Genomic DNA, 18475 nt, shown 5'->3' on the forward strand with positions numbered 1-18475 from the left:
CTAATATGCCATCAATGGCGTCACCTGTAATTCAGTGTCACGATTTTCATAACAATCTAGAGGTAATCAAGCTTATTTAGAACTGTTTACAGTCATCTTCAGCAATTTAGAGTTATTCCCAGCAATTTGAAGTTATCTCCTGCAATTTATAGATACTTACTGGTATCCAAAAACACAATCTTGCTTGGTTTCATTCCACAAAGGGTATTGCTTCATGACTTGGGTGTAGAGCTTACTTTCCAGGTGCGATCTTAACCAACGTCCTACGTTTTGATATTCCGATTTCACAAACCACTTCTTTTCGACTCGCACAAACTGACTGACGAAAGGCATCACCGCAAAATCGGCCAAGCTTGGGCTTTCTCCAAAAAAGTAGGGCTGATCGGTAAGTCGCACTTCTAACTGCTTAATGAAGGTTTCGCAGGCTTGTCGGCGTTGTTCAACATCGATGTTTCGGTAACGAACCGATGCACGATACCTTTCTAAGTGACCAATAAATTCTTCATCGTTGGTTTTAATGAGCTGCTGAACTTGTTCGCTAAGCGTTGGATTGCTTGAACGCAGAAGATCTTGAGGATCGTTTTGTTGAAGTGACCAGTTCATCACATCCAAGCTCTGTTCAATGACTTGTCCATTGGGTAACACCAATACAGGCACTGTTCCTTTTGGCGAACTGGCCAATAGTTCGCTAGGCTTGTCTTTGGTAACGATTTCTCGAAGTAACACTTTTTGCTGTGATAGTGCGATGCCCATTCGTCCGCGCATTGCATAAGGGCAACGGCGTAAAGAATAAAGGATAGGTAGATCGGATTCGTTCGGCATTATTGAGGTCATTTAGTTTGAAAAGTGTTGTACGGTGGTAAAGAGATCGTGATGTGGGTAGAATACGCGGCTTAAAAATTATAAGTAAGTGAGCGACTTCAAAAATGAGCAGAAAAATTGAGTTATTAGCCCCAGGTGGCGATGTAGAAGCGATAAAAGCCGCCATCGTAGCGGGTGCTAATGCAGTTTATTGTGGTTTAGACACATTCAACGCTCGTAACAGAGCCTCTAACCTGTCGTTAGACGAATTGAATGGTGTGATTCGCCTTGCTCATGAATACGGCTGTGAAGTGTTCCTGACTCTTAACGTTGTGCTACTGGAGCACGAGACTAAGAGCATCACCAAACTGCTGAACCAGCTTGTGAACACCAAAGTGGACGGCATCATTGTTCAAGACTTGGGTTTATTCAACCTGGTTAAGAAGCATTTCCCATCGTTAGACGTTCACGCGTCGACTCAGTTAACTACGCACAACGAAGGTCAGATTAAGTTCTTGTCTAAGATTGGCGCGACGCGCGTTAACTTGTCTCGTGAGTTGAACCTGCCTGAAATCAAGATGCTGACGGAAGTGGCACACGATCACGACGTATTAACCGAAGTGTTCGTACACGGCGCTCTGTGTATCGCATTCTCTGGTCAATGTTACTCAAGCTCAGTAAGTGTGGGTAACTCAGGTAACCGTGGTCGTTGTAGCCAAGCGTGTCGTGATGAGTACGAAATCACCAACGCGGGCAACAAGTTCCCACTTAACCTGAAAGATAACTCAGCTTACTACGACCTACCTGAATTGGTTGATGCGAAAGTCGACTCATTGAAAGTAGAAGGCCGAATTAAAGGCGCACACTACGTTTACACTGTGGTAGACACATGGCGTAAACAGATTGATAGCTTTGTAGAAAGTGGTTTGTTGATCGAAGACGATTCGAACCTACACAAAGTATTCAACCGTGATTTCACCAACTCTTTCCTAAAGGGCAACCTAACGAAAGACATGTTCATCGATAACCCGCGCGACAACAGCATGAACTACGCTGTTGAAAAAGCGACGGAGCAGAACAACGAAATCTCAGTTGTACAGATTCAAGAAGTGACCAACGAACTTCACCAAGCGAAAGACGTTCTTGGTAACGAAATGCGTGACAAGATCGAGTTCCTTGATATTCGCAAGACACCAGTAGCACTGTCGTTCAGCGTAAAAGTGGGTCAACCATTTACGGTGACTGTGAACACGCCAAAAGAGAACTTTACTCTTCAATCTAAATCGCTATTGAAAGCGGTTGAAGAGAAGGCGATTACTCAAGAGCTACTTGAGAAGCGATTCAAAAACGTGAAGAGTGCAGTTCACACGCTAGAAAGCCACGACTTCAGTGAAGTGGATGCAGGCTTGTTGATTCCTCTAAAAGAAGTTTCAGACCTAAAAGACGAGATCGACTTCATTCTGAACGGCTCTGTGGAAGTGATTAAGCACGTTGAAGTGCCAGCACTGCCTCAGCACCCTAAAGTGAACGAGAAGCCGACTATGTCGATGCTTATCGCCGATGTAGAAGACTTACACCTGTGTGACGTGACTGACGCGGATGTTTACTTCAAACTTCCAGAAAGCTTCAAGAAGCGTTGTAACAAGTACATCGACATCTTGGCAGCAAACCCACGTTTGATTCCTTGGTTCCCAGCGGTATTGATCGGTAAAGATTACGACGAAGCGGTTCGTATTCTTGAAGAGATCAAGCCAGCTCGCATCGTAACCAACAACACGGGTATTGCTTACAAAGCTTACGAGATGGGTATTGAGTGGGTTGCAGGCCCGTTCATGAACACGACCAACTCTCACGCACTGGTTACTCTGAAAGAAGAGCTGAACTGTGCAGGCGCATTCATTTCGAACGAGATCAACAAAGGTCAGATTCGTCATATTCGTCGCCCAGAGAACTTCAAACTGTTCTACAGCATTTACCACCCAATCTTGATGATGACCAGCCGTCAGTGTTTCTTCCAAAGAACCGTGGGTTGTAACAAGCCAAGCATCGAAGCAGGTTGTATGTTGAAGTGTGAGAAAGCGACCACGATTACCAACGTGAAAGGCATCTCTTTTGCGGTTGATAAACAGAAGGGTGGCTACCCAAGCATTTACAACCACGAGCAGTTCTTGAACCACGACGCAGTAACTGACTTCTCTGGTCTGTTCGACGAGTTCTTCATTGACCTAACCAACATCGGTGCAGGTTCTAAAGAAGTGAAAGACAAAGTTGAGCTTATCAAGCATTTCGAAGCGCTACTGAACGGCGTTGAAGGTTCACAACAGAACCTAGAGCAGATGGTTGAAGTTCGAACTAATGCTCAGTACGTGCAAGGTCTATAGCGTACAAGGTTTATAGGGTTCAATGTCTATGGGCTGTAAGGCTTATAGCTTCTAACGCAAAGAGCGTTCAAGGTTTATAACGCTCAACCGCTTATAAGCACTCTGAACCAATAAACAAAAGGCCACTCAATCGAGTGGCCTTTTTAATGTCTGAAACTTTCTGAATCTTTCTCAACCAACGAATACGTTATTCTGTCACGGCTTCTTGTTTGAAGCATGGGCTTTTCAACGTGTTCATCTTTTCGATTTCATTGGTTAAGCGCAGCGAGAGCAGGGCTTTCTGGTTCGAAGCAAAATCAAACATCACGATAGTCGCAGTGCCAACGGTCGTCAGTTTCTGTTGAGCCTTACTGACAATCGCGTATTCCATGGTGAATCGGTCATCTTGAATATCGGTAACACGTGAGCCGACCATCAAGGTATCTGGATACGTGACTGGGCGGAAATACTTACAGTAAGTGTCACCAAGAACAGGACCAACTTTGGTAATCGCCATCTCTTCCATCAGCTCGACGTGCTTGAAAAAATCTAAGCGAGCGGTTTCGAAATAGCGAAAATATACAGCGTTGTTAACGTGATTGAGTGCGTCCATTTCTCCCCAAGCGACAGGGATTTCTGTTACTACCGGGTAGTCAGATAATAGTGCTTCCATGCGAACTCTCTTATTGTTATCTGTGTAATTAACGTTATTTACTTATCCTTCATCGGAATAAGTTGTTATTGGAATAAAAACCCTACCGCTAAATTAACAAAACTGCAACACGCGTGATTTAAGTTTTTGAAGCTTGAAACCACACAATGTCAGTGACTTAGTTGCACATCCACTCAATGGTTACGCACTAAGGTGTTTGAATTGCAGCTCAACCAAGCGTTGGTACAATTCGCAGCTATTGATGAGAGACTGGTGGTCGCCGATGTCTACTAGTTGTCCTTTATCGAGCACCGCAATTTGGTCGGCGTGTTTAATTGTTGATAATCGATGGGCGATAATGATCGTCGTTCTGCCACGCATTAACTCTTCTAACGCTTGTTGTACGTGATGCTCACTTTCACTGTCTAGTGCGCTGGTTGCTTCATCCAACAATAGAATATTTGGATCTTTCAAGATGGCACGTGCGATAGCAATACGTTGTCTCTGCCCACCAGAAAGCCTTACACCACGTTCACCAAGAAAGCTGTTGTAGCCATCAGGTAGGTTTTGAATGAACTCGTGTGCGTGCGCTTTCTTCGCCGCTTCGATCACTTGCTCGTCTGTTGCCTGCGGGTTGCCGTAGCGAATGTTATGGAACACATCGTTACTGAACAGAGCAGGTTGTTGCGGTACCAATGCCATCTGCTTTCTTAGCTCGTTAGGATCAAACTGATTCAGTTCAACACCGCCTAAGGTGACCTTACCCACTTGTGGGTCGTAGAAACGTTGCAGCAGTTCGAACAGGGTAGTTTTACCTGCGCCAGACGGGCCAACCAGTGCCAACACTTTGCCTTCATGGGCAGTAAGCGTGAGGTTGCTTGTTGCGGGTTGTTCCGGTCTTGATGGATAACAGAAGGTCACATCATCAAATGCAACTTCTGGCGTTACGTTAGCAAGCGAAGTTGGATTCGCAACTGGCGCAACAATATGGCTTTCAACTTGTAGGATCTCGATTAATCGCTCGGTCGCACCTGCCGCGCGTTGCAGTTCACCCATCACTTCAGAAATCGTACCTAACGATGAAGCAACCATAATTGCGTAGAACACAAACGCCGCTAAGTCACCAGCCGACATAGTGCCGTTGATAACATCACTGCCGCCAACCCAAAGCATGCCTGCAATAGCACTAAATACAATCACGATAACGCCAGAAATAAGAATCGCGCGCTGTTTTACACGCTGGCGACCAATCTCATACGCCTTTTCCACTTCTACCGCGAATGATGCTTTCTCTTGCTCTTCTCGGCTGTAGCTTTGCACCGTTTTAATGTGCTCAATTGCCTCACCTGCGTAAGAACCCACATCAGACATGGAATCTTGGCTTTGGCGAGATAGGGCTCTTACACGGCGCCCATAAACAAGGATCGGAATCAAGATAAATGGCACCGAGGCCAATACAATCAACGTCAGCTTAATATTGGTCGCAAACAGCATGATGATTGCACCAATACACATCAACGCGCTGCGCATCGCCATAGAGAACGATGAACCTATGATGCTTTGAAGCAGAGTAGTATCCGTTGTAATGCGCGACATGATGTCGCCACTGCCATTGGTTTCGAAGTAACTCGGGTGCAGTGTCACGACATGATTGAAAACCGACAGGCGTATATCCGCACTTACTCGCTCACCAACAGAAGAGACCAAATAGAAGCGGAAGAAGGTGCCAATCGAGATCAGCACGACCACCACCATGATGAATTGAATCGCGCTGCCTAAGTCTGACAACGATTGTTGGCTGAAGCCTTGGTCGATAAGAAGACGAATACCGTGTCCGACTGAAAGGGTTAAGCTCGCTGTGAAGATCAACGCGATCAACGCAGCAATAACACGACCTTTATAAGGCTGAATGAATTTACTCAGCTCAAACAAAATACTGAGGCTTTTTTTCTCAGGTTTGGGGTCTGGCACTTTTTGAGTAGAGCGCTGAGTCTGTCGCTGGTTCGAGTCGAGCGTAGAAGAGACATCGTTTTGCATATGACTGCCTTAATGTGTTGTCGCTTTAAAAATTGATGGCTTGTTGCTTGTTGCTTATGGCTAATTGCTTATGGTTTATGACTTATTGCCTGTACTGCGCGTTGTTCGCTGGGCAGTAATTGTTGTTGAGAATCGAACCCATTAAAGCATTTATTGCGCTGTGACGCTCCCTAGGAAACTCAATTTCCAATATTTCCTCATCACTAAGTGAATAATTCGAAACAACCTTAAAGGAAAACTAAGCATTCTGATCCAGTCAGTTGGATAGGAAACCAAGCTATTTAACCCTAATTTTTATGCAAGTAAATTAGCGTTGATAGGAGAGTGCACACATAAACAAGCAACCGTGCAATGATTTATAAATTGATAGCAAAACGTTTGCTATTTATCTCGATATTAGCTTTATCAATGACTTGTGAGTTTTGGTTGTAAGACCAGTTATAGCGACTGTTTTTTGTGGAATATTTGTTACAAAAATTCAACAAAGTAGTTTTTTATACATTTTTCTTGCATAAAAACTCGGATTGAATAGAATAACCAACAAATGACAATTAATGCAGTATTGTGGCATGAGTATTCAAGTAAAGAGCATCAACAAATCATACGGTGATACCCAAGTTCTTCACGACATCAGTTTCGACTGTGAGAGTGGCGAAACCTTGGTATTGCTTGGCCCAAGCGGCGCGGGCAAGAGTTCATTACTGCGTGTATTGAACCTGCTTGAAATCGCGGACAACGGCGAATTAGACATTGCGAATGAGCAATTCGATTTTTCAAGCCAAATCCAAGAGAAGCAGGGGCTTAAACTTCGTCGTAAAGTCGGCATGGTGTTCCAGCAATACAACTTATGGCCACACATGACGGTGATGGAAAACTTGATTGAAGCACCAACCAAAGTGGCGGGTTTGGATAAGCAAGAAGCGATTAAGCAAGCGCAAGAAGTCCTAAAGACACTTCAACTTGCCGACAAAGCAGACGCTTGGCCACTTCAACTGTCTGGCGGTCAACAACAGCGTGTTGCGATTGCACGTGCGCTGATGATGAAACCGGATGTGTTGCTGTTTGATGAGCCAACAGCGGCGCTTGATCCTGAGATCACCAACCAAGTCGTGAGCATTATTAAAGAGTTGAGCGGAACGGGCATTACCCAAGTGGTCGTGACGCATGAAGTCGATTTCGCGAAGAAGATTGCTAGCCACGTTCTGTACCTAGAAAAAGGGTACATCGTTGAACACGGCACCAGCGATTCATTCGTTAATCCGCAGACACCTGAGTTTGCCGAGTATTTGACTCATTAAGTAAGTCTCTTATTAAAAGAAAGTTGACTCACTAGATTTAGCTAAACACAACATCAATTAAAACAATCAAATTATAAGAATGGCCACAGGCCGCTACTACACAGTATTCGGAGTAACAAAATGAAAAAGATTCTACTAGCTTCACTTATCGGCCTTGCTTCTTTCAACGCAGCAGCTCAAGAAGAAATCAAATTCGCAATGGAAGCAACTTACGCACCATTCGAATACATGGATGAGAACAACCAAATCCAAGGTTTTGACGTAGACCTAGCAAACGCACTTTGTGAAGAGATGAAAGCGACATGTACTTTCCACAACCAAGCGTTCGATAGCCTGATCCCTGCACTTAAATTCAAACGTTACGATGCCGCTATCTCAGCAATGGACATCACTGAAGCACGTCTTCAACAAGTGAACTTCTCTAACGCTTACTACGATAACTCTGCAGCATTCATCTCTTTTGAAGGCAAAGTAGCAGACCAAGCAGCACTGGAAGGTAAGCGTGTTGGTGTTCAAAACGGTTCTACTCACCAGAGCTTCCTACTTGAGCAAATGACTGGCGTAACAGCGGTACCTTACTCAAGCTACCAAGATGCATTCATCGACATGAAAAACGGTCGTATCGATTCTGTATTCGGTGACACAGCCGTTGTAGCAGAATGGTTCAAGAAAGAAGACAACCTAACGTACGTTGGCGACCAAGTAACAAACCAAGAGTACTTCGGTAACGGCTTTGGCATCGCAGTAAACAAGAGCAACCAAGAACTTGTAGACCAGCTTAACGTTGCACTTGCAGCAGTAAAAGCGAACGGCGAATACGATAAGATCTTCAACAAGTACTTCGGTAAGTAATTTATGGAATTAACGGGTTACTCTTTAGGGCTCGTCGAAGCAAGCTGGATGACTGTTCAGCTTGCGTTCGTAAGCCTATTGGTTGGATTGGTTCTAGCAGTTTTGTTTGCAAGTGGTGAGATGTCTCGTCGTATTGCAATCAAATGGCCAACGACTGCATTTGTGACGATTGTTCGTGGTTTACCAGAAATTCTGGTCGTACTGTTTATCTACTTTGGTTCGACACAAGTTCTGTTCATGATCACTGGCGACTTCATAGAAGTGAGCCCGTTCTTATCTGGTGTTGTTGCACTGTCACTTATCTTTGCTTCTTACGCTTCACAAACCATCCGTGGTGCTTTGAAAGCAGTAAGCAAAGGGCAGAGAGAAGCAGCAAGCGCGCTTGGTATCTCTCAATCGCGTTCATTCTTTCGTATCGTGTTACCTCAAGCGGTAAGACACGCACTACCAGGGTTAACCAACCAATGGTTAGTGTTATTGAAAGACACTGCATTAGTTTCGCTGATTGGCGTAACAGATTTGTTGAAACAAGCACAACTAACATCAGCGGCAACGCACGAAGCATTTACTTGGTACGCGACAGCAGCAGCAATCTACTTGGTCATCACTTTAATCACACAAAGATTGGTAAAAGTGATTGATGGTAAGTTCTCTATTCAAGGTTTGGGTAACAAAGGGGCAATGGCATGAATCAACAATACCTCTCTCAAATGCTTGAAGGCTTAGTGACCAGTCTTCAACTCACAGGTGCTTCACTGCTGGTTGGTTGTATCTTGTCACTGCTGATGACGGTAACGCTAATCCTAAGAATACCTGCGATTCACTGGTTCACTCGTGGCATCATCACGCTGTTCACTGGCACACCATTATTGGTGCAGATCTTCTTGGTCTATTACGGCCCGGGTCAGTTCGATTGGATTCGTGAAAGCTTCATGTGGACTTGGTTAAGCCAACCTTGGTTCTGTGCAATGTTAGCATTAGCTTTGAACACTGCCGCATACAGCACGCTACTGTTCAGAGGCGCATTCAACGCCATTCCAGCAGGGCAGTGGGAAGCATGTCGTGCACTAGGTATGGACAAAGTAGCAACGCTTAAAGTGTTACTGCCATATGCACTACGCCGCGCCGTTCCAGCTTACTCGAACGAAGTGATTCTAGTCTTCAAAGGTACGTCACTGGCAAGCACCATCACCATCATGGACTTGATGGGCTATGCTCAGCGTATCAACGGCCAAACCTACGACACGCTAACCGTGTTCGGCATTGCTGGCGCATTCTACTTAGCAGTAAACGGCATACTAACGCTGATCTTCCGTCAGGTAGAGAAGAAAGCCCTCGCATTCGAAGCCGCGTAAGCTAGCCACACACAAGCTTAACTAACGTATAAAGCCTGCCATTTATGTTCGCATAGATGGCAGGCTTTTTTGTGTTTGGGGTATGTGTAAGGGTGCTGTATTTATATCCAGTAGGGCGGGGTGTTCGCTAGAGTCATAACATATGAAAATATTCTGCATTTTGTCATTCAATGAGTCTATCTATGTTTTAAGTCACTGAATTGCTGTGATTAATCGTGGTAAATTGCTGTGCATATGAAACTAGATAGATTGATTTGGTATTTAATGCAGAATTTTTCGGTCTAATAGCTGTTAGCCCGGCAATTTGAGACATCATGCCAATAACAAGAGGTTATAAGTTGAAATTAATAAAATTGTTAAACATTAATGTGCAAAGAGTAGTTTCATTTTTTTTTGTCATTTTAATGATTGTTTCCTCAATCTATATGGCAGTAAATGATAAAGAGATGGCTGCCTCTATTTGTATCCTCTCTTTTTCAATAGGTATAGCTTTCATAAATCTCGACAAATTTTCGATTATTAAGGCAGCCGGTTTTGAAGCGCGATTAAAAGATGCTGTAGATGAAGCCTATACAGCGATTGACGAACTTAAAGCTATTGCCATTAACGTATCAAAACCTACGATTTCGTTGTTAGCAGTCAGAGATGCGTTTGCATATTTACCATTGGATAGCAAGCTGACCTATGCTCGTGGTATTGCAGAAACTCTTAAAGAACTAAAAGTTGAAGAGAGTGAAGCAACTGAAATACTGTCAACCCTTTATGATCGAGTTGAAGAAGAGCATAGGCAACGTATTTTACACGCCATAAATGAAAAACTTGAAGACTCAGACCCTAGAAAAGTTAAAGATTTTTATAGTATTGACATGAATGAGTGGCCAATTCCTAGGTTAAATAGTCTTTCAAGTGAACTCGAAGTTGATATTGAAGAGCTACTTGAAGCGCATAGATACTTTGTTGAAAACAAAGCGCTAAAAGTACCGGAAGATTGGCAGGGCTAACAAACGACTGTTTAGGAGTGATTCACAACGAGTGGCATTTTTACTATGCGTTGCGTTTAGTGTTTAAGGTGGTATGCGGGAGCTTCGGTATTGCGTTGTTCACACCTTAACAGGGCTACATGGATTCCCCCGGTTGTCAAACATCCGCTAAACTTATGTTGATGGGTTTTGGACTGCCGCTCTACATTCGGCCTACTTATCGACGATTCGCATACGTCGTGGCCCTGATGACTTGCGCGACTGCGCTGCCTTATTCGTTAGATGACATCTAGTGTGTCCGCCGCATTAACAGGCTCTCCGCAAGTGGTCTTAACCTATCTCCATCATTAGCGTCTGCAATGACCCGGTGGGTTTACCTCTTTATGCTGCTCAAATTTCTCCTTAAGCAGCATAGTTTTCATATTCTGTTTGATTGTGTAAAAGCGACCATATAATTCGTGCGTTCTTCGCGGCAAGTGCCACTATCGCTCGTTTCATTTCTCTTCGTTCTAGAGCGCCTCGACACCACTGACTTAACTTATCTTGCTTGTCGCCAAGGTTGGCAATCACGGTCCTTGCGCCGTGAACTAATAGTGTTCGCAAATATTTATCACCGTGTTTGGTTATTCGGACTAACTGGTATTCAGAAGCAGGATTTTTACCATTCGTTTTGTGTAACACTTTATTGATACCTCTTACTCAAAATAAAGGTAATCTTTATAATAAGTACTTCTAACTTATACACATTTAAGATATTTATGATTAAGCGTTTTGGTATTATTTTCGTTGTAGCATCAGTTACTGGTTGTGCTGGCTCTCCCACATATCAACAACCTGTACCTCAGAAGTTCAGCTATCCTCCTTTGGATCGTGAGGTAACGGTTTCTTTAGGGGAGAACTTGCTGCGTCAGGGGTTAAGTAGTGAAGTAAGAGCTATAGATGTATATAACGAGGTCTCGGTTTCATTGGCAACGTTAATGCCTAATAAATATATACAAACAGGTTATGTCGGAAACTCTAAAGACAGAGCCATTTTTGAACCCGTTGATGAAGATAGTGCGTTTTCGGGAGCTTTTTCTTCGGCAATGTTTGTTGTAAATGAAAAATCTGAACTAGCTTGCCTATACGACCCTAGTATGGGGTTGCTGTTAGAGGCAACTGATTGTAGTAGCCTCGACAATGTGAAGGTTCAAGGCCGCATTTACGATAAACATATGTATGATTCAAGTGCATTTCAGCAAACTTTAATTTATACGGGGAAAATAGATAATCGTATTCGTTTTACCTATCGTGAATTTAGTGGAAACACAGCAAGAATGCCGTTCACCACTGACGTAGAGTACGATCTAAACGAAAGTCATTTTATTAGTTATCAAGGTGCAACGATTGAAGTGTTAGAAGCTAATAATCGCAGTATAACTTATAAAGTTAACAGTAATTTTAGGGATTACGATTAACGGAACTTTTCGAGTGATTCCTCAAGTGTGGCATTCCCAGTTAGTGTTTCCGCTAGATGTCTGCGTAAATCTACCTATAAGCAAAGAGGAATCATGACTAAAATCTATTTCGTATGTGGCTTTATTGGCGCGGGTAAAACGACTTACTCTAAAGAGCTTACAGAAAAGCATGGCGCCTTTCGTTTCTCGATTGATGAGTGGATGATTCCTTTGTATGGCGAACATATGGAGCGTGAAGTTTTTGAACGCCGGCTGGCTACGCTACAAGGTTTATTCAAGGAGTCTGCTATGCAGCTGTTTTCCTTGGGTGTCCCGGTGATTTTTGACTTCGGTTTTTGGCGTGAGTCTGATCGGGATTCTTTTACAAGCTGGGCATCAAACCTAGGTGTGGACAGCGAAGTTCACTATCTTGATATTCCGTTTGAGACTTGTAAGCAGAGAGCATTTAACCGCAACTCGGAACTTAACGGTAAGTCTTATGAAATGACACCTGAAATGTTAGATCTGTTTTGGTCTTGGTTTGAGGTTCCCACTTCAAATGAAAATGTTGTTTGGGTTCAACAGGGCGCTCAATAAGGTATGCAGTCAGGCGCGAAGGTGAGTGGCCTTTTTGTTATCTAGCTTGTGTTCTAAGTCTTCCGTTACATTGGGTTTATGAAAGTCTGAGTCGTCCATCGAATAGTCGTGTAACAAGGGCATTTCTCATGCCGTATTTTTGGTAATTAGTTCTTCCTGTCGATTATCGAATTTGTCCTAAACCCACTATTAAGGCAGGGAATCCCAATGAATAGAACGCTATGGTTCGCACTCATTTCGCTTTTGTTTTCAATGACAATGGTATTTTGTACATACAGTTATGGCATAGAGAGCCACGTTGAAGTAATCACACTCACTTTAGTACTGTCTGGCCCTCTGATTTTTACATTTGCGCTTGTTGTCATTTTTTGTGGCGCACCAGTTATTAACAAGTACAAGTTACTTGGAACCATCGCAATTTGTGTGTATGGATTTACAGCCTCACTGCATGTGCTGTGGAACGGTTTTATGTTTGTCGATGTGATTAATAAACAAGGCTTAGGTCCGGGACAAGGTTATTCTGGTTTGATACTTTGGGTTGGTAGTATCAAGGCGATGCTACTTGGTTTGGTTGTGGGAGTATGCCTGCATTACTTACTACGATTATTTAGAAAGGCCGCTGTAAGATAGCTGTTGGCTAGTTAGTGGATTGTTCGTTGTCTATAGGAGTTGTCACTGTGTTTTATAGTAAGGAATTCAACAAGGGATTGCTGCACATCCTTGTTGCGATAAGTGCTTTCATTGTCGTTACCTCGGATAATAACCCCGGGACATTAGTCGCTCACGCCATCAATGGTTTAATTGCTTTGCTCTTTTCTCCATGATCATTGAGGTCAAAGACAATGTACTAGGTTGGTATTTCGGCTTTGGTTTTTGGCGTAAGAATGTAGAAGTGTCAGACATTACCGAGACATCGTTCTATCAAAGCAAGTGGTATCAAGGTATTGGCATCCGAATGCTGAGCGATGGCTGGTTGTATAATGCATCGATAGGTTCAGCGTTGAAGTTAAGCCTAAGCAATGGAAAACATGTTTACATTGGTTGTAAGGATACAGACGGTCTAAAGCTGGCCTTGAAAACCGCTAACGAACAGATAACTCAAAATTGATTTACGAGGCTTGGCACTTTTCGTTTAAAGTTGGGCTAATGTTTAAGGTTCTATGCTTTAAGTGAGCTGGACTTTAATATCACAACAAATGAATCGGAGGTTGAATGGACAGAGCAATCAAAACACATTTCGACGAGTATCCCGATGATGTTCGAGCTCGGCTTGAAGAGTTGCGTTCATTAATCTTTGAGCTTTGCTCTGATTTGGATTTAGGTGACGTCGAAGAGTCTCTGAAATGGGGCGAGCCGAGTTACAGCGTTAAGACGGGCAGTCCAATTCGAATCGATTGGAAATTAAAATCGCCAAACAACTATTACTTGTTCTTTAACTGCCAAACGAAGCTAATCGACACATTCAGAGAATTGCACGATGGCACATTGGTATTTCAAGGTAATCGTGCAATCGTCTTGAAACTGACTGAACCACTTCCCAAGGCACCAATCAAGCAGTGCTTGGAGTTAGCCTTAACTTATCAGCAACGAAAACATCTCCCACTTCTTGGCGCGTAGTTCTTATATGTTGTCATTATATTTCTTAAACAGGTTTTCTGTGTTCTAGCTATCACTCTTTAAAGTGCTAAGACTGTACCATCTTGATTAGTATCAAGAGGCTAGGGAATCTCTATAACCAACGCTGATTGTATTGCTTACCGTTTAAAAAGGTGTTCTAGTCACCTTGTATTTCAAACTTAAAAGGAAGTTGTATGAATTTAGATAAAGCCAAAAAACGTATCGCAAAGCAGGTTAAAAAAGGCGACCACGGATACCCAAAAATCACGTTAGCGTATTACGGGACGACCAAAGATCTCGCAACGGAAGTCGCGGTTCAATTTATGCTGGGTGAGGACGATGGTGTTCAAGAAGAGCGTTTTTCTTGTGAAACCGAAATCCGAGATAATGAATTAGTTCAAACGACGTTACTCAAGATAATCGAGCGAGCAAATGTTAACTCAGTGATTGAAGTTGAAGGCGTGGCTGTTCTTTAGTTTGCTTTAGCCTGGAAACGAAGCCAACACGAGAACTCAGGTGTATAATCCACATTTTTATCAAATTAGGCAGGACACATGGCGATCTCGTTTGAAACTCAAAGACTAAAAGTAGAAGAAGTTGCAGGTGAACTTATTGTTCCTGAACGTTCGGTTCTGCTAGAGAGAGTGCCTGACATTCTAACCTCGTCAGTCGTTGAAAACCTTCCTCCATACTTTCACGGTATTGTGTCACGTGAACTGGCTGAAATCTGGCTCGATCGAATGTTGTCGGAGAGCCGCTTACTTCAAGTGAAATCCAACGATAATCAATTAATTGGTTTTCTGTTCGCTTATGTAGAAGACGAAAGTGATGCTCATATTGGCTACTTGCTTGCAGAAGAGTTCTGGGGCAAGGGTTTAGCGAGTGAGTTACTGAAGAGTTTCATCACAGAAGTCGCAAAAACGGAGTCATGGTCCACACTGATTGGCGGTGTCGATCGTTCAAACATAGCCTCTGCCAACTTACTTAAAAAGCTAGGTTTTGTTGAGCAAGCCTCTGACGAAAGTGCTGTGGTTTTCTATGAATATAAGCTTTCTCGTCTTAACTCTTAATTCTTAACTCTGAGCTCTCAGCTCTTAATTTCTAATCCCTAACTCAAGCCACATCTGCGTTATACATTCATTGCCAATGTTTACGTCAATTGATAGGGAAGAAACCTTATTACACCATTCAACTGAGAACCGAGAGCAGCGAGTCTAGTTAACGTGGGCTAATTCGGCACTATGTGTTTCATTAGCGACTTTCCAATCGCCCCCTAAGGCTTTATAGAAAACAGGCTTTGTATCCACATTAGACCATACTGGTTTAGCGACCTCGACCATCTACCATTACGATGATTGTTTTAGAGATGATGCTGAGATCAGCGGCAATCCAAGACTTAACCGAACATAGGCTTAGTGCATAACTGTGGTCAAAACCTACTTTACGACGTACATCATCAATACAGGTGTCGTAACCTTGATTTACTTGTGCAAGCCCTGTAATACCAGGCATTACACCGTATGTACGGTCAGCAAAGTAAGGAATTTCGTTCTCTAGTTTGGTGTAAAAAGTAGGGCGTTCAGGGCGTGGGCCAATTAGAGACATTTCACCTTTCAGTACATTGATCAGTTGTGGCAGTTCATCAAGACGTGTCTTTCTCAAAAAGCGGCCAACAGGCGTGATTCGCGGGTCATTCGCGGTAGCCCAAACTGCACCAGAGCGAGTTTCTGCATCCTCGTACATGCTACGGAATTTCATGATCTCAAAGATTTCCATTTTCTCCGGTGTCGATTTACCAACGCGCAATTGACGGTAGAAAATAGGGCCACGAGAAGTGAGTGCAATCGCCATCGCAATCAACGGAAATACGGGCGCTAGCAAAATCAAAGCAATCAGTGAGCTTACAAAATCGAAAGTACGTTTAGCACGTGAGATTTTGTATTGGTATAGGTTTTGGGTAGATAGCTGTTCGATGTTCATCATAATAAGTCCTTAATGATTTGCTCGTGTCCAAGGTGAGTTTTCTAGTCCGATTAGGTAACGAATGCCACCAATGAAGTTGGCGTAGTGTCCAACTATCAAATAAGAGATTAATGAAATAGGTTTGTTTACTAGACGCTTTGGCAAGATGCAGCCAAGGACGCCAATGGTATAAACGGCAACTTGAGCCCATAACAGCGCTTCAAATACCAAGTAGTTGCTAAGTAAGATTGAGCACACTAAGCACACAATCATTAAATAGGGAGTGAGTAGGCGAAGCCCTTTTCCTGAAAAGAACGCAAACGCGATGCCTTTAAACTTCGGGCTGAACAAGGCAAATAATCGAATCGCTTGTTGCATGTTGCCCGCTGAAATACGAAGTCTTCTTTTGAAGTCTGTTTCTAGGTTCGATTCTTCTAGCTCTAATGCAACCATTTGGGTTTCGTATTCGGCGATGTAACCTTGTTTAACGATTTGCATCGGTAAGATGAAATCATCATTAATAGTGTTGAGTGGAAGCAGTTCAAACAGGTGTGTTCTAAACAAGTAGAAAGCGCCATGAGAACCCAAGCTAGAACCTAACGAAGCCTCAGACTCTTTAACCGCGGTTTGGTACTGCCAATACGTGTTTTCGCCTTCATTGCCTGTTGGACAAAGTTGATACGTTGCGTTTACCACTCCAACCTTGTCACTTTCAAAATGAGCGGCAGCTATAAGCAAAGCATCCAATGAAATAAGGGCAGAAACATCACTCATCGCCGTGATATCACTGGTTATACGTGTCACTTCTTCATTAACAACCGCGACTTTACCTCGGTTTACTTGATGGTCATGTATCTCAAAATAGACATCACTGCACATCGCTTCTTGTATGGTCATTTGTGCAATGGCGACTGTGTTATCAGTGCAACCATCGCAAGCGATAATGACTTCCAACTTCTTTTTTGGGTAATCGAGTGAAGCAAGGTTACGAATCTTGTCTGCGATCCACTGTTCTTCGTTAAATGCAGGAACAAGAACGGTGATGGTCGGCAACGTGCAATCTTGCTGTTCCTCTTTGTAGCAACGATGACTCTCTTCAACTTTGCGTGCGGGGTGGCTTTTCGCATACCAACGCAGTAACAAAGGGTAGGCTGCGTGATGATAGACAATCAACGCACCTGAAAACAAACAAAGTCCCGCAAGCAACCAATCAATCATGCGTAAGCTCCTTCTGATATATCGTTGTAAGACGAAACCATTTTGATGATGTCGAAGTTTTCGAGTACGTAACGACGAGGTGACAAAAAGCGTTCATTTTGCTTTTCTAATAGCGCACTAGCTAACCCCACAATGCTGCCGCTTTTGACGAGGGCGCCGCTGACTGGACATAAGGTTTCATCGACAGCTCCTACATTCATTGCGACGGTAGGGATGTTGCACGCCTGAGCTTCAAGTGTAGAAAGCGGCAGCCCTTCGTGGCGTGAAGGTAGGCAGAACGTATCCAACGCTCCGTAAAACGTGGTCATGTCTTCAACTAAGCCAAGAAAGATGACTCGGTCACTCAGATTCAAGCGGCTAGTCAGTTGCTCTAGTTGATTGCGTTTAGTACCGCCGCCAGCCAATGCGACAACCATGTTTGCAGGTAAAAGAGTCAGTGCTTTAATAAGTTGGTCTTGGCCTTTGACATGTTCTAGTCGACCTGCACAACCGATGATGTGTTTGTCTGTCGGCAGGTTTAGTTTTGCTCTCGCGTGTTCTTTCGACATTGGCTTAAACTTCTCACAATCAACGCCATTTTTGATGGTAATGATGTTCTCATAAGAAAAAGCCGTGCGTAGTTGGTTATAAACACGTGTCGCGTCGGCAACTAACGTTGGTTGAGCAGCTTTTAAAGCAAGCGCTTGTAATCGACGACGTTTGTTGTTGTTCAGATGCCAAGCGTCATGTTCGGTATGGATTCGAGTTGGAACCCCTGTTACGCGAGCGGCATAACCAGCGTATAACAGTGGACCAATATGATGGGTATGAACCACATCAGGGCGAATGGCATTGAAGGCTTTAATTAGCTTAATAATGATATTGAATTGTACGCCTGGTGCTTTATCCAAAAAGACGATTTGCTCTTTGTATGGCTCTAGCTTCGGCCAGTTGTTTATAGACTCTTGTTTAGTACCTTCTAAACTGACAATCAACACTTGGTCTGTTGGTTTAGCAAGGCGAAGCAAATCCAGAGTTAGGGTTTCTAATCCGCCCGGTGCAAGGTGCTGAACAACGTGTATGATCTTTTTGCCATGCTTCGTTAAATGCGTATTCATAATTTGGACCCTGCCTTTGTGATTCTTATTTCGCCTTTCTGACGTTTCTCTTGAAGTAACTTCTTTAAAACGTTTAACTACACAAAGAGATTGCAGGAGTTGTGCCAATTAAATAACCGTTATTTTTCAGTTATTTAGATTATTCAATTCTAGCGCGGTTTTCATTTCTCAAAATGGGAATCAAAACAAAATACGATTGAATGGCAGTTTGAA

The 18475-nt window shown here is 43.3% G+C and carries 18 protein-coding genes and 2 pseudogenes; 13 read left to right on the forward strand and 7 right to left on the reverse strand.

What is annotated here, in order from left to right; all coding sequences use genetic code 11:
- Positions 1 to 156: 156 nt before the first annotated feature.
- On the reverse strand, positions 157 to 753 hold the full coding sequence (locus AB4512_RS13375) for a glutathione S-transferase (RefSeq protein WP_240698159.1): 597 nt from the start codon (positions 751 to 753) through the stop codon (positions 157 to 159).
- Between the two features lie 173 nt (positions 754 to 926).
- Here AB4512_RS13375 and AB4512_RS13380 point away from each other — a divergent pair, with 173 nt between their 5' ends.
- Positions 927 to 3182 carry a peptidase U32 family protein gene (locus AB4512_RS13380; protein WP_017061818.1) on the forward strand — a complete coding sequence of 752 codons (2256 nt, stop codon included), beginning with the start codon at positions 927 to 929 and terminating at the stop codon, positions 3180 to 3182.
- 187 nt (positions 3183 to 3369) lie between these two features.
- On the opposite strand, the gene AB4512_RS13385 is transcribed toward AB4512_RS13380, so the two are convergent.
- On the reverse strand, positions 3370 to 3834 hold the full coding sequence (locus tag AB4512_RS13385) for a thioesterase family protein (RefSeq protein ID WP_017061819.1): 465 nt from the start codon (positions 3832 to 3834) through the stop codon (positions 3370 to 3372).
- Positions 3835 to 4014: 180 nt separating this feature from the next.
- Positions 4015 to 5850 (reverse strand): ABC transporter ATP-binding protein/permease, encoded by a 1836-nt coding sequence (locus AB4512_RS13390; protein WP_372175031.1) that lies wholly within the window; start codon positions 5848 to 5850, stop codon positions 4015 to 4017.
- Between the two features lie 569 nt (positions 5851 to 6419).
- Here AB4512_RS13390 and artP point away from each other — a divergent pair.
- The 5 genes from artP to AB4512_RS13415 all read left to right on the forward strand — a co-directional run bounded on the left by artP (position 6420) and on the right by AB4512_RS13415 (position 10356).
- On the forward strand, positions 6420 to 7148 hold the full coding sequence (gene artP, locus AB4512_RS13395) for an arginine ABC transporter ATP-binding protein ArtP (protein WP_032545343.1): 729 nt from the start codon (positions 6420 to 6422) through the stop codon (positions 7146 to 7148).
- A 120-nt stretch (positions 7149 to 7268) separates the two neighbouring features.
- Positions 7269 to 8000 carry a lysine/arginine/ornithine ABC transporter substrate-binding protein gene (locus tag AB4512_RS13400; RefSeq protein ID WP_016795731.1) on the forward strand — a complete coding sequence of 244 codons (732 nt, stop codon included), beginning with the start codon at positions 7269 to 7271 and terminating at the stop codon, positions 7998 to 8000.
- 3 nt (positions 8001 to 8003) lie between these two features.
- The gene (gene artQ, locus AB4512_RS13405) at positions 8004 to 8690 is read left to right on the forward strand and encodes an arginine ABC transporter permease ArtQ (RefSeq protein ID WP_017083621.1); all 687 of its coding nucleotides are present in this window, start codon (positions 8004 to 8006) and stop codon (positions 8688 to 8690) included.
- The gene (artM, locus tag AB4512_RS13410) at positions 8687 to 9355 is read left to right on the forward strand and encodes an arginine ABC transporter permease ArtM (protein WP_048615841.1); all 669 of its coding nucleotides are present in this window, start codon (positions 8687 to 8689) and stop codon (positions 9353 to 9355) included. Before artQ ends, artM begins: the two co-directional genes overlap by 4 nt.
- 338 nt (positions 9356 to 9693) lie before the next feature.
- The gene (locus AB4512_RS13415) at positions 9694 to 10356 is read left to right on the forward strand and encodes a hypothetical protein (RefSeq protein WP_158089202.1); all 663 of its coding nucleotides are present in this window, start codon (positions 9694 to 9696) and stop codon (positions 10354 to 10356) included.
- 381 nt (positions 10357 to 10737) lie between these two features.
- Here AB4512_RS13415 and AB4512_RS13420 read toward each other — a convergent pair.
- Positions 10738 to 10974 (reverse strand): annotated as a pseudogene (locus AB4512_RS13420) (IS110 family transposase); the annotation flags it as partial.
- A gap of 119 nt (positions 10975 to 11093) precedes the next feature.
- Between AB4512_RS13420 and AB4512_RS13425 the strand changes: the two are divergent.
- The 7 genes and pseudogenes from AB4512_RS13425 to AB4512_RS13455 all read left to right on the forward strand — a co-directional run bounded on the left by AB4512_RS13425 (position 11094) and on the right by AB4512_RS13455 (position 15055).
- Positions 11094 to 11792 (forward strand): hypothetical protein, encoded by a 699-nt coding sequence (locus tag AB4512_RS13425; protein WP_017068348.1) that lies wholly within the window; start codon positions 11094 to 11096, stop codon positions 11790 to 11792.
- A 93-nt stretch (positions 11793 to 11885) separates the two neighbouring features.
- Positions 11886 to 12368, forward strand: coding sequence for an AAA family ATPase (locus AB4512_RS13430; RefSeq protein WP_372175032.1), 483 nt, complete (start codon positions 11886 to 11888; stop codon positions 12366 to 12368).
- 207 nt (positions 12369 to 12575) lie between these two features.
- Positions 12576 to 12998, forward strand: coding sequence for a hypothetical protein (locus AB4512_RS13435; RefSeq protein ID WP_372175033.1), 423 nt, complete (start codon positions 12576 to 12578; stop codon positions 12996 to 12998).
- A gap of 26 nt (positions 12999 to 13024) precedes the next feature.
- Positions 13025 to 13476: pseudogene (locus AB4512_RS13440) on the forward strand (hypothetical protein).
- Positions 13477 to 13580: 104 nt separating this feature from the next.
- Positions 13581 to 13985, forward strand: coding sequence for a DUF1801 domain-containing protein (locus tag AB4512_RS13445; protein ID WP_102393713.1), 405 nt, complete (start codon positions 13581 to 13583; stop codon positions 13983 to 13985).
- 194 nt (positions 13986 to 14179) lie between these two features.
- Positions 14180 to 14461: a hypothetical protein gene (locus tag AB4512_RS13450; protein WP_372175034.1), complete on the forward strand. Its 282-nt coding sequence runs from the start codon at positions 14180 to 14182 to the stop codon at positions 14459 to 14461.
- Positions 14462 to 14539: 78 nt separating this feature from the next.
- Complete coding sequence (locus AB4512_RS13455) at positions 14540 to 15055, forward strand: GNAT family N-acetyltransferase (protein ID WP_017068354.1); 516 nt, start codon at positions 14540 to 14542, stop codon at positions 15053 to 15055.
- A 253-nt stretch (positions 15056 to 15308) separates the two neighbouring features.
- Here AB4512_RS13455 and AB4512_RS13460 read toward each other — a convergent pair whose 3' ends face one another.
- From AB4512_RS13460 to AB4512_RS13470, 3 genes are read right to left on the reverse strand one after another with little or no spacing between them, the layout of a single operon-like run.
- Positions 15309 to 15968 (reverse strand): sugar transferase, encoded by a 660-nt coding sequence (locus AB4512_RS13460; protein ID WP_017063903.1) that lies wholly within the window; start codon positions 15966 to 15968, stop codon positions 15309 to 15311.
- 9 nt (positions 15969 to 15977) lie between these two features.
- Complete coding sequence (locus AB4512_RS13465; RefSeq protein ID WP_017059581.1) at positions 15978 to 17165, reverse strand: glycosyltransferase family 2 protein; 1188 nt, start codon at positions 17163 to 17165, stop codon at positions 15978 to 15980.
- Positions 17162 to 18262, reverse strand: coding sequence for a glycosyltransferase (locus AB4512_RS13470; protein ID WP_372175035.1), 1101 nt, complete (start codon positions 18260 to 18262; stop codon positions 17162 to 17164). Before AB4512_RS13470 ends, AB4512_RS13465 begins: the two co-directional genes overlap by 4 nt.
- Positions 18263 to 18475 lie beyond the last annotated feature (213 nt).

The sequence above is a fragment of the Vibrio sp. 10N.222.52.B7 genome (assembly GCF_041474275.1).
GTDB classification, from domain to species: domain Bacteria; phylum Pseudomonadota; class Gammaproteobacteria; order Enterobacterales; family Vibrionaceae; genus Vibrio; species Vibrio crassostreae_C.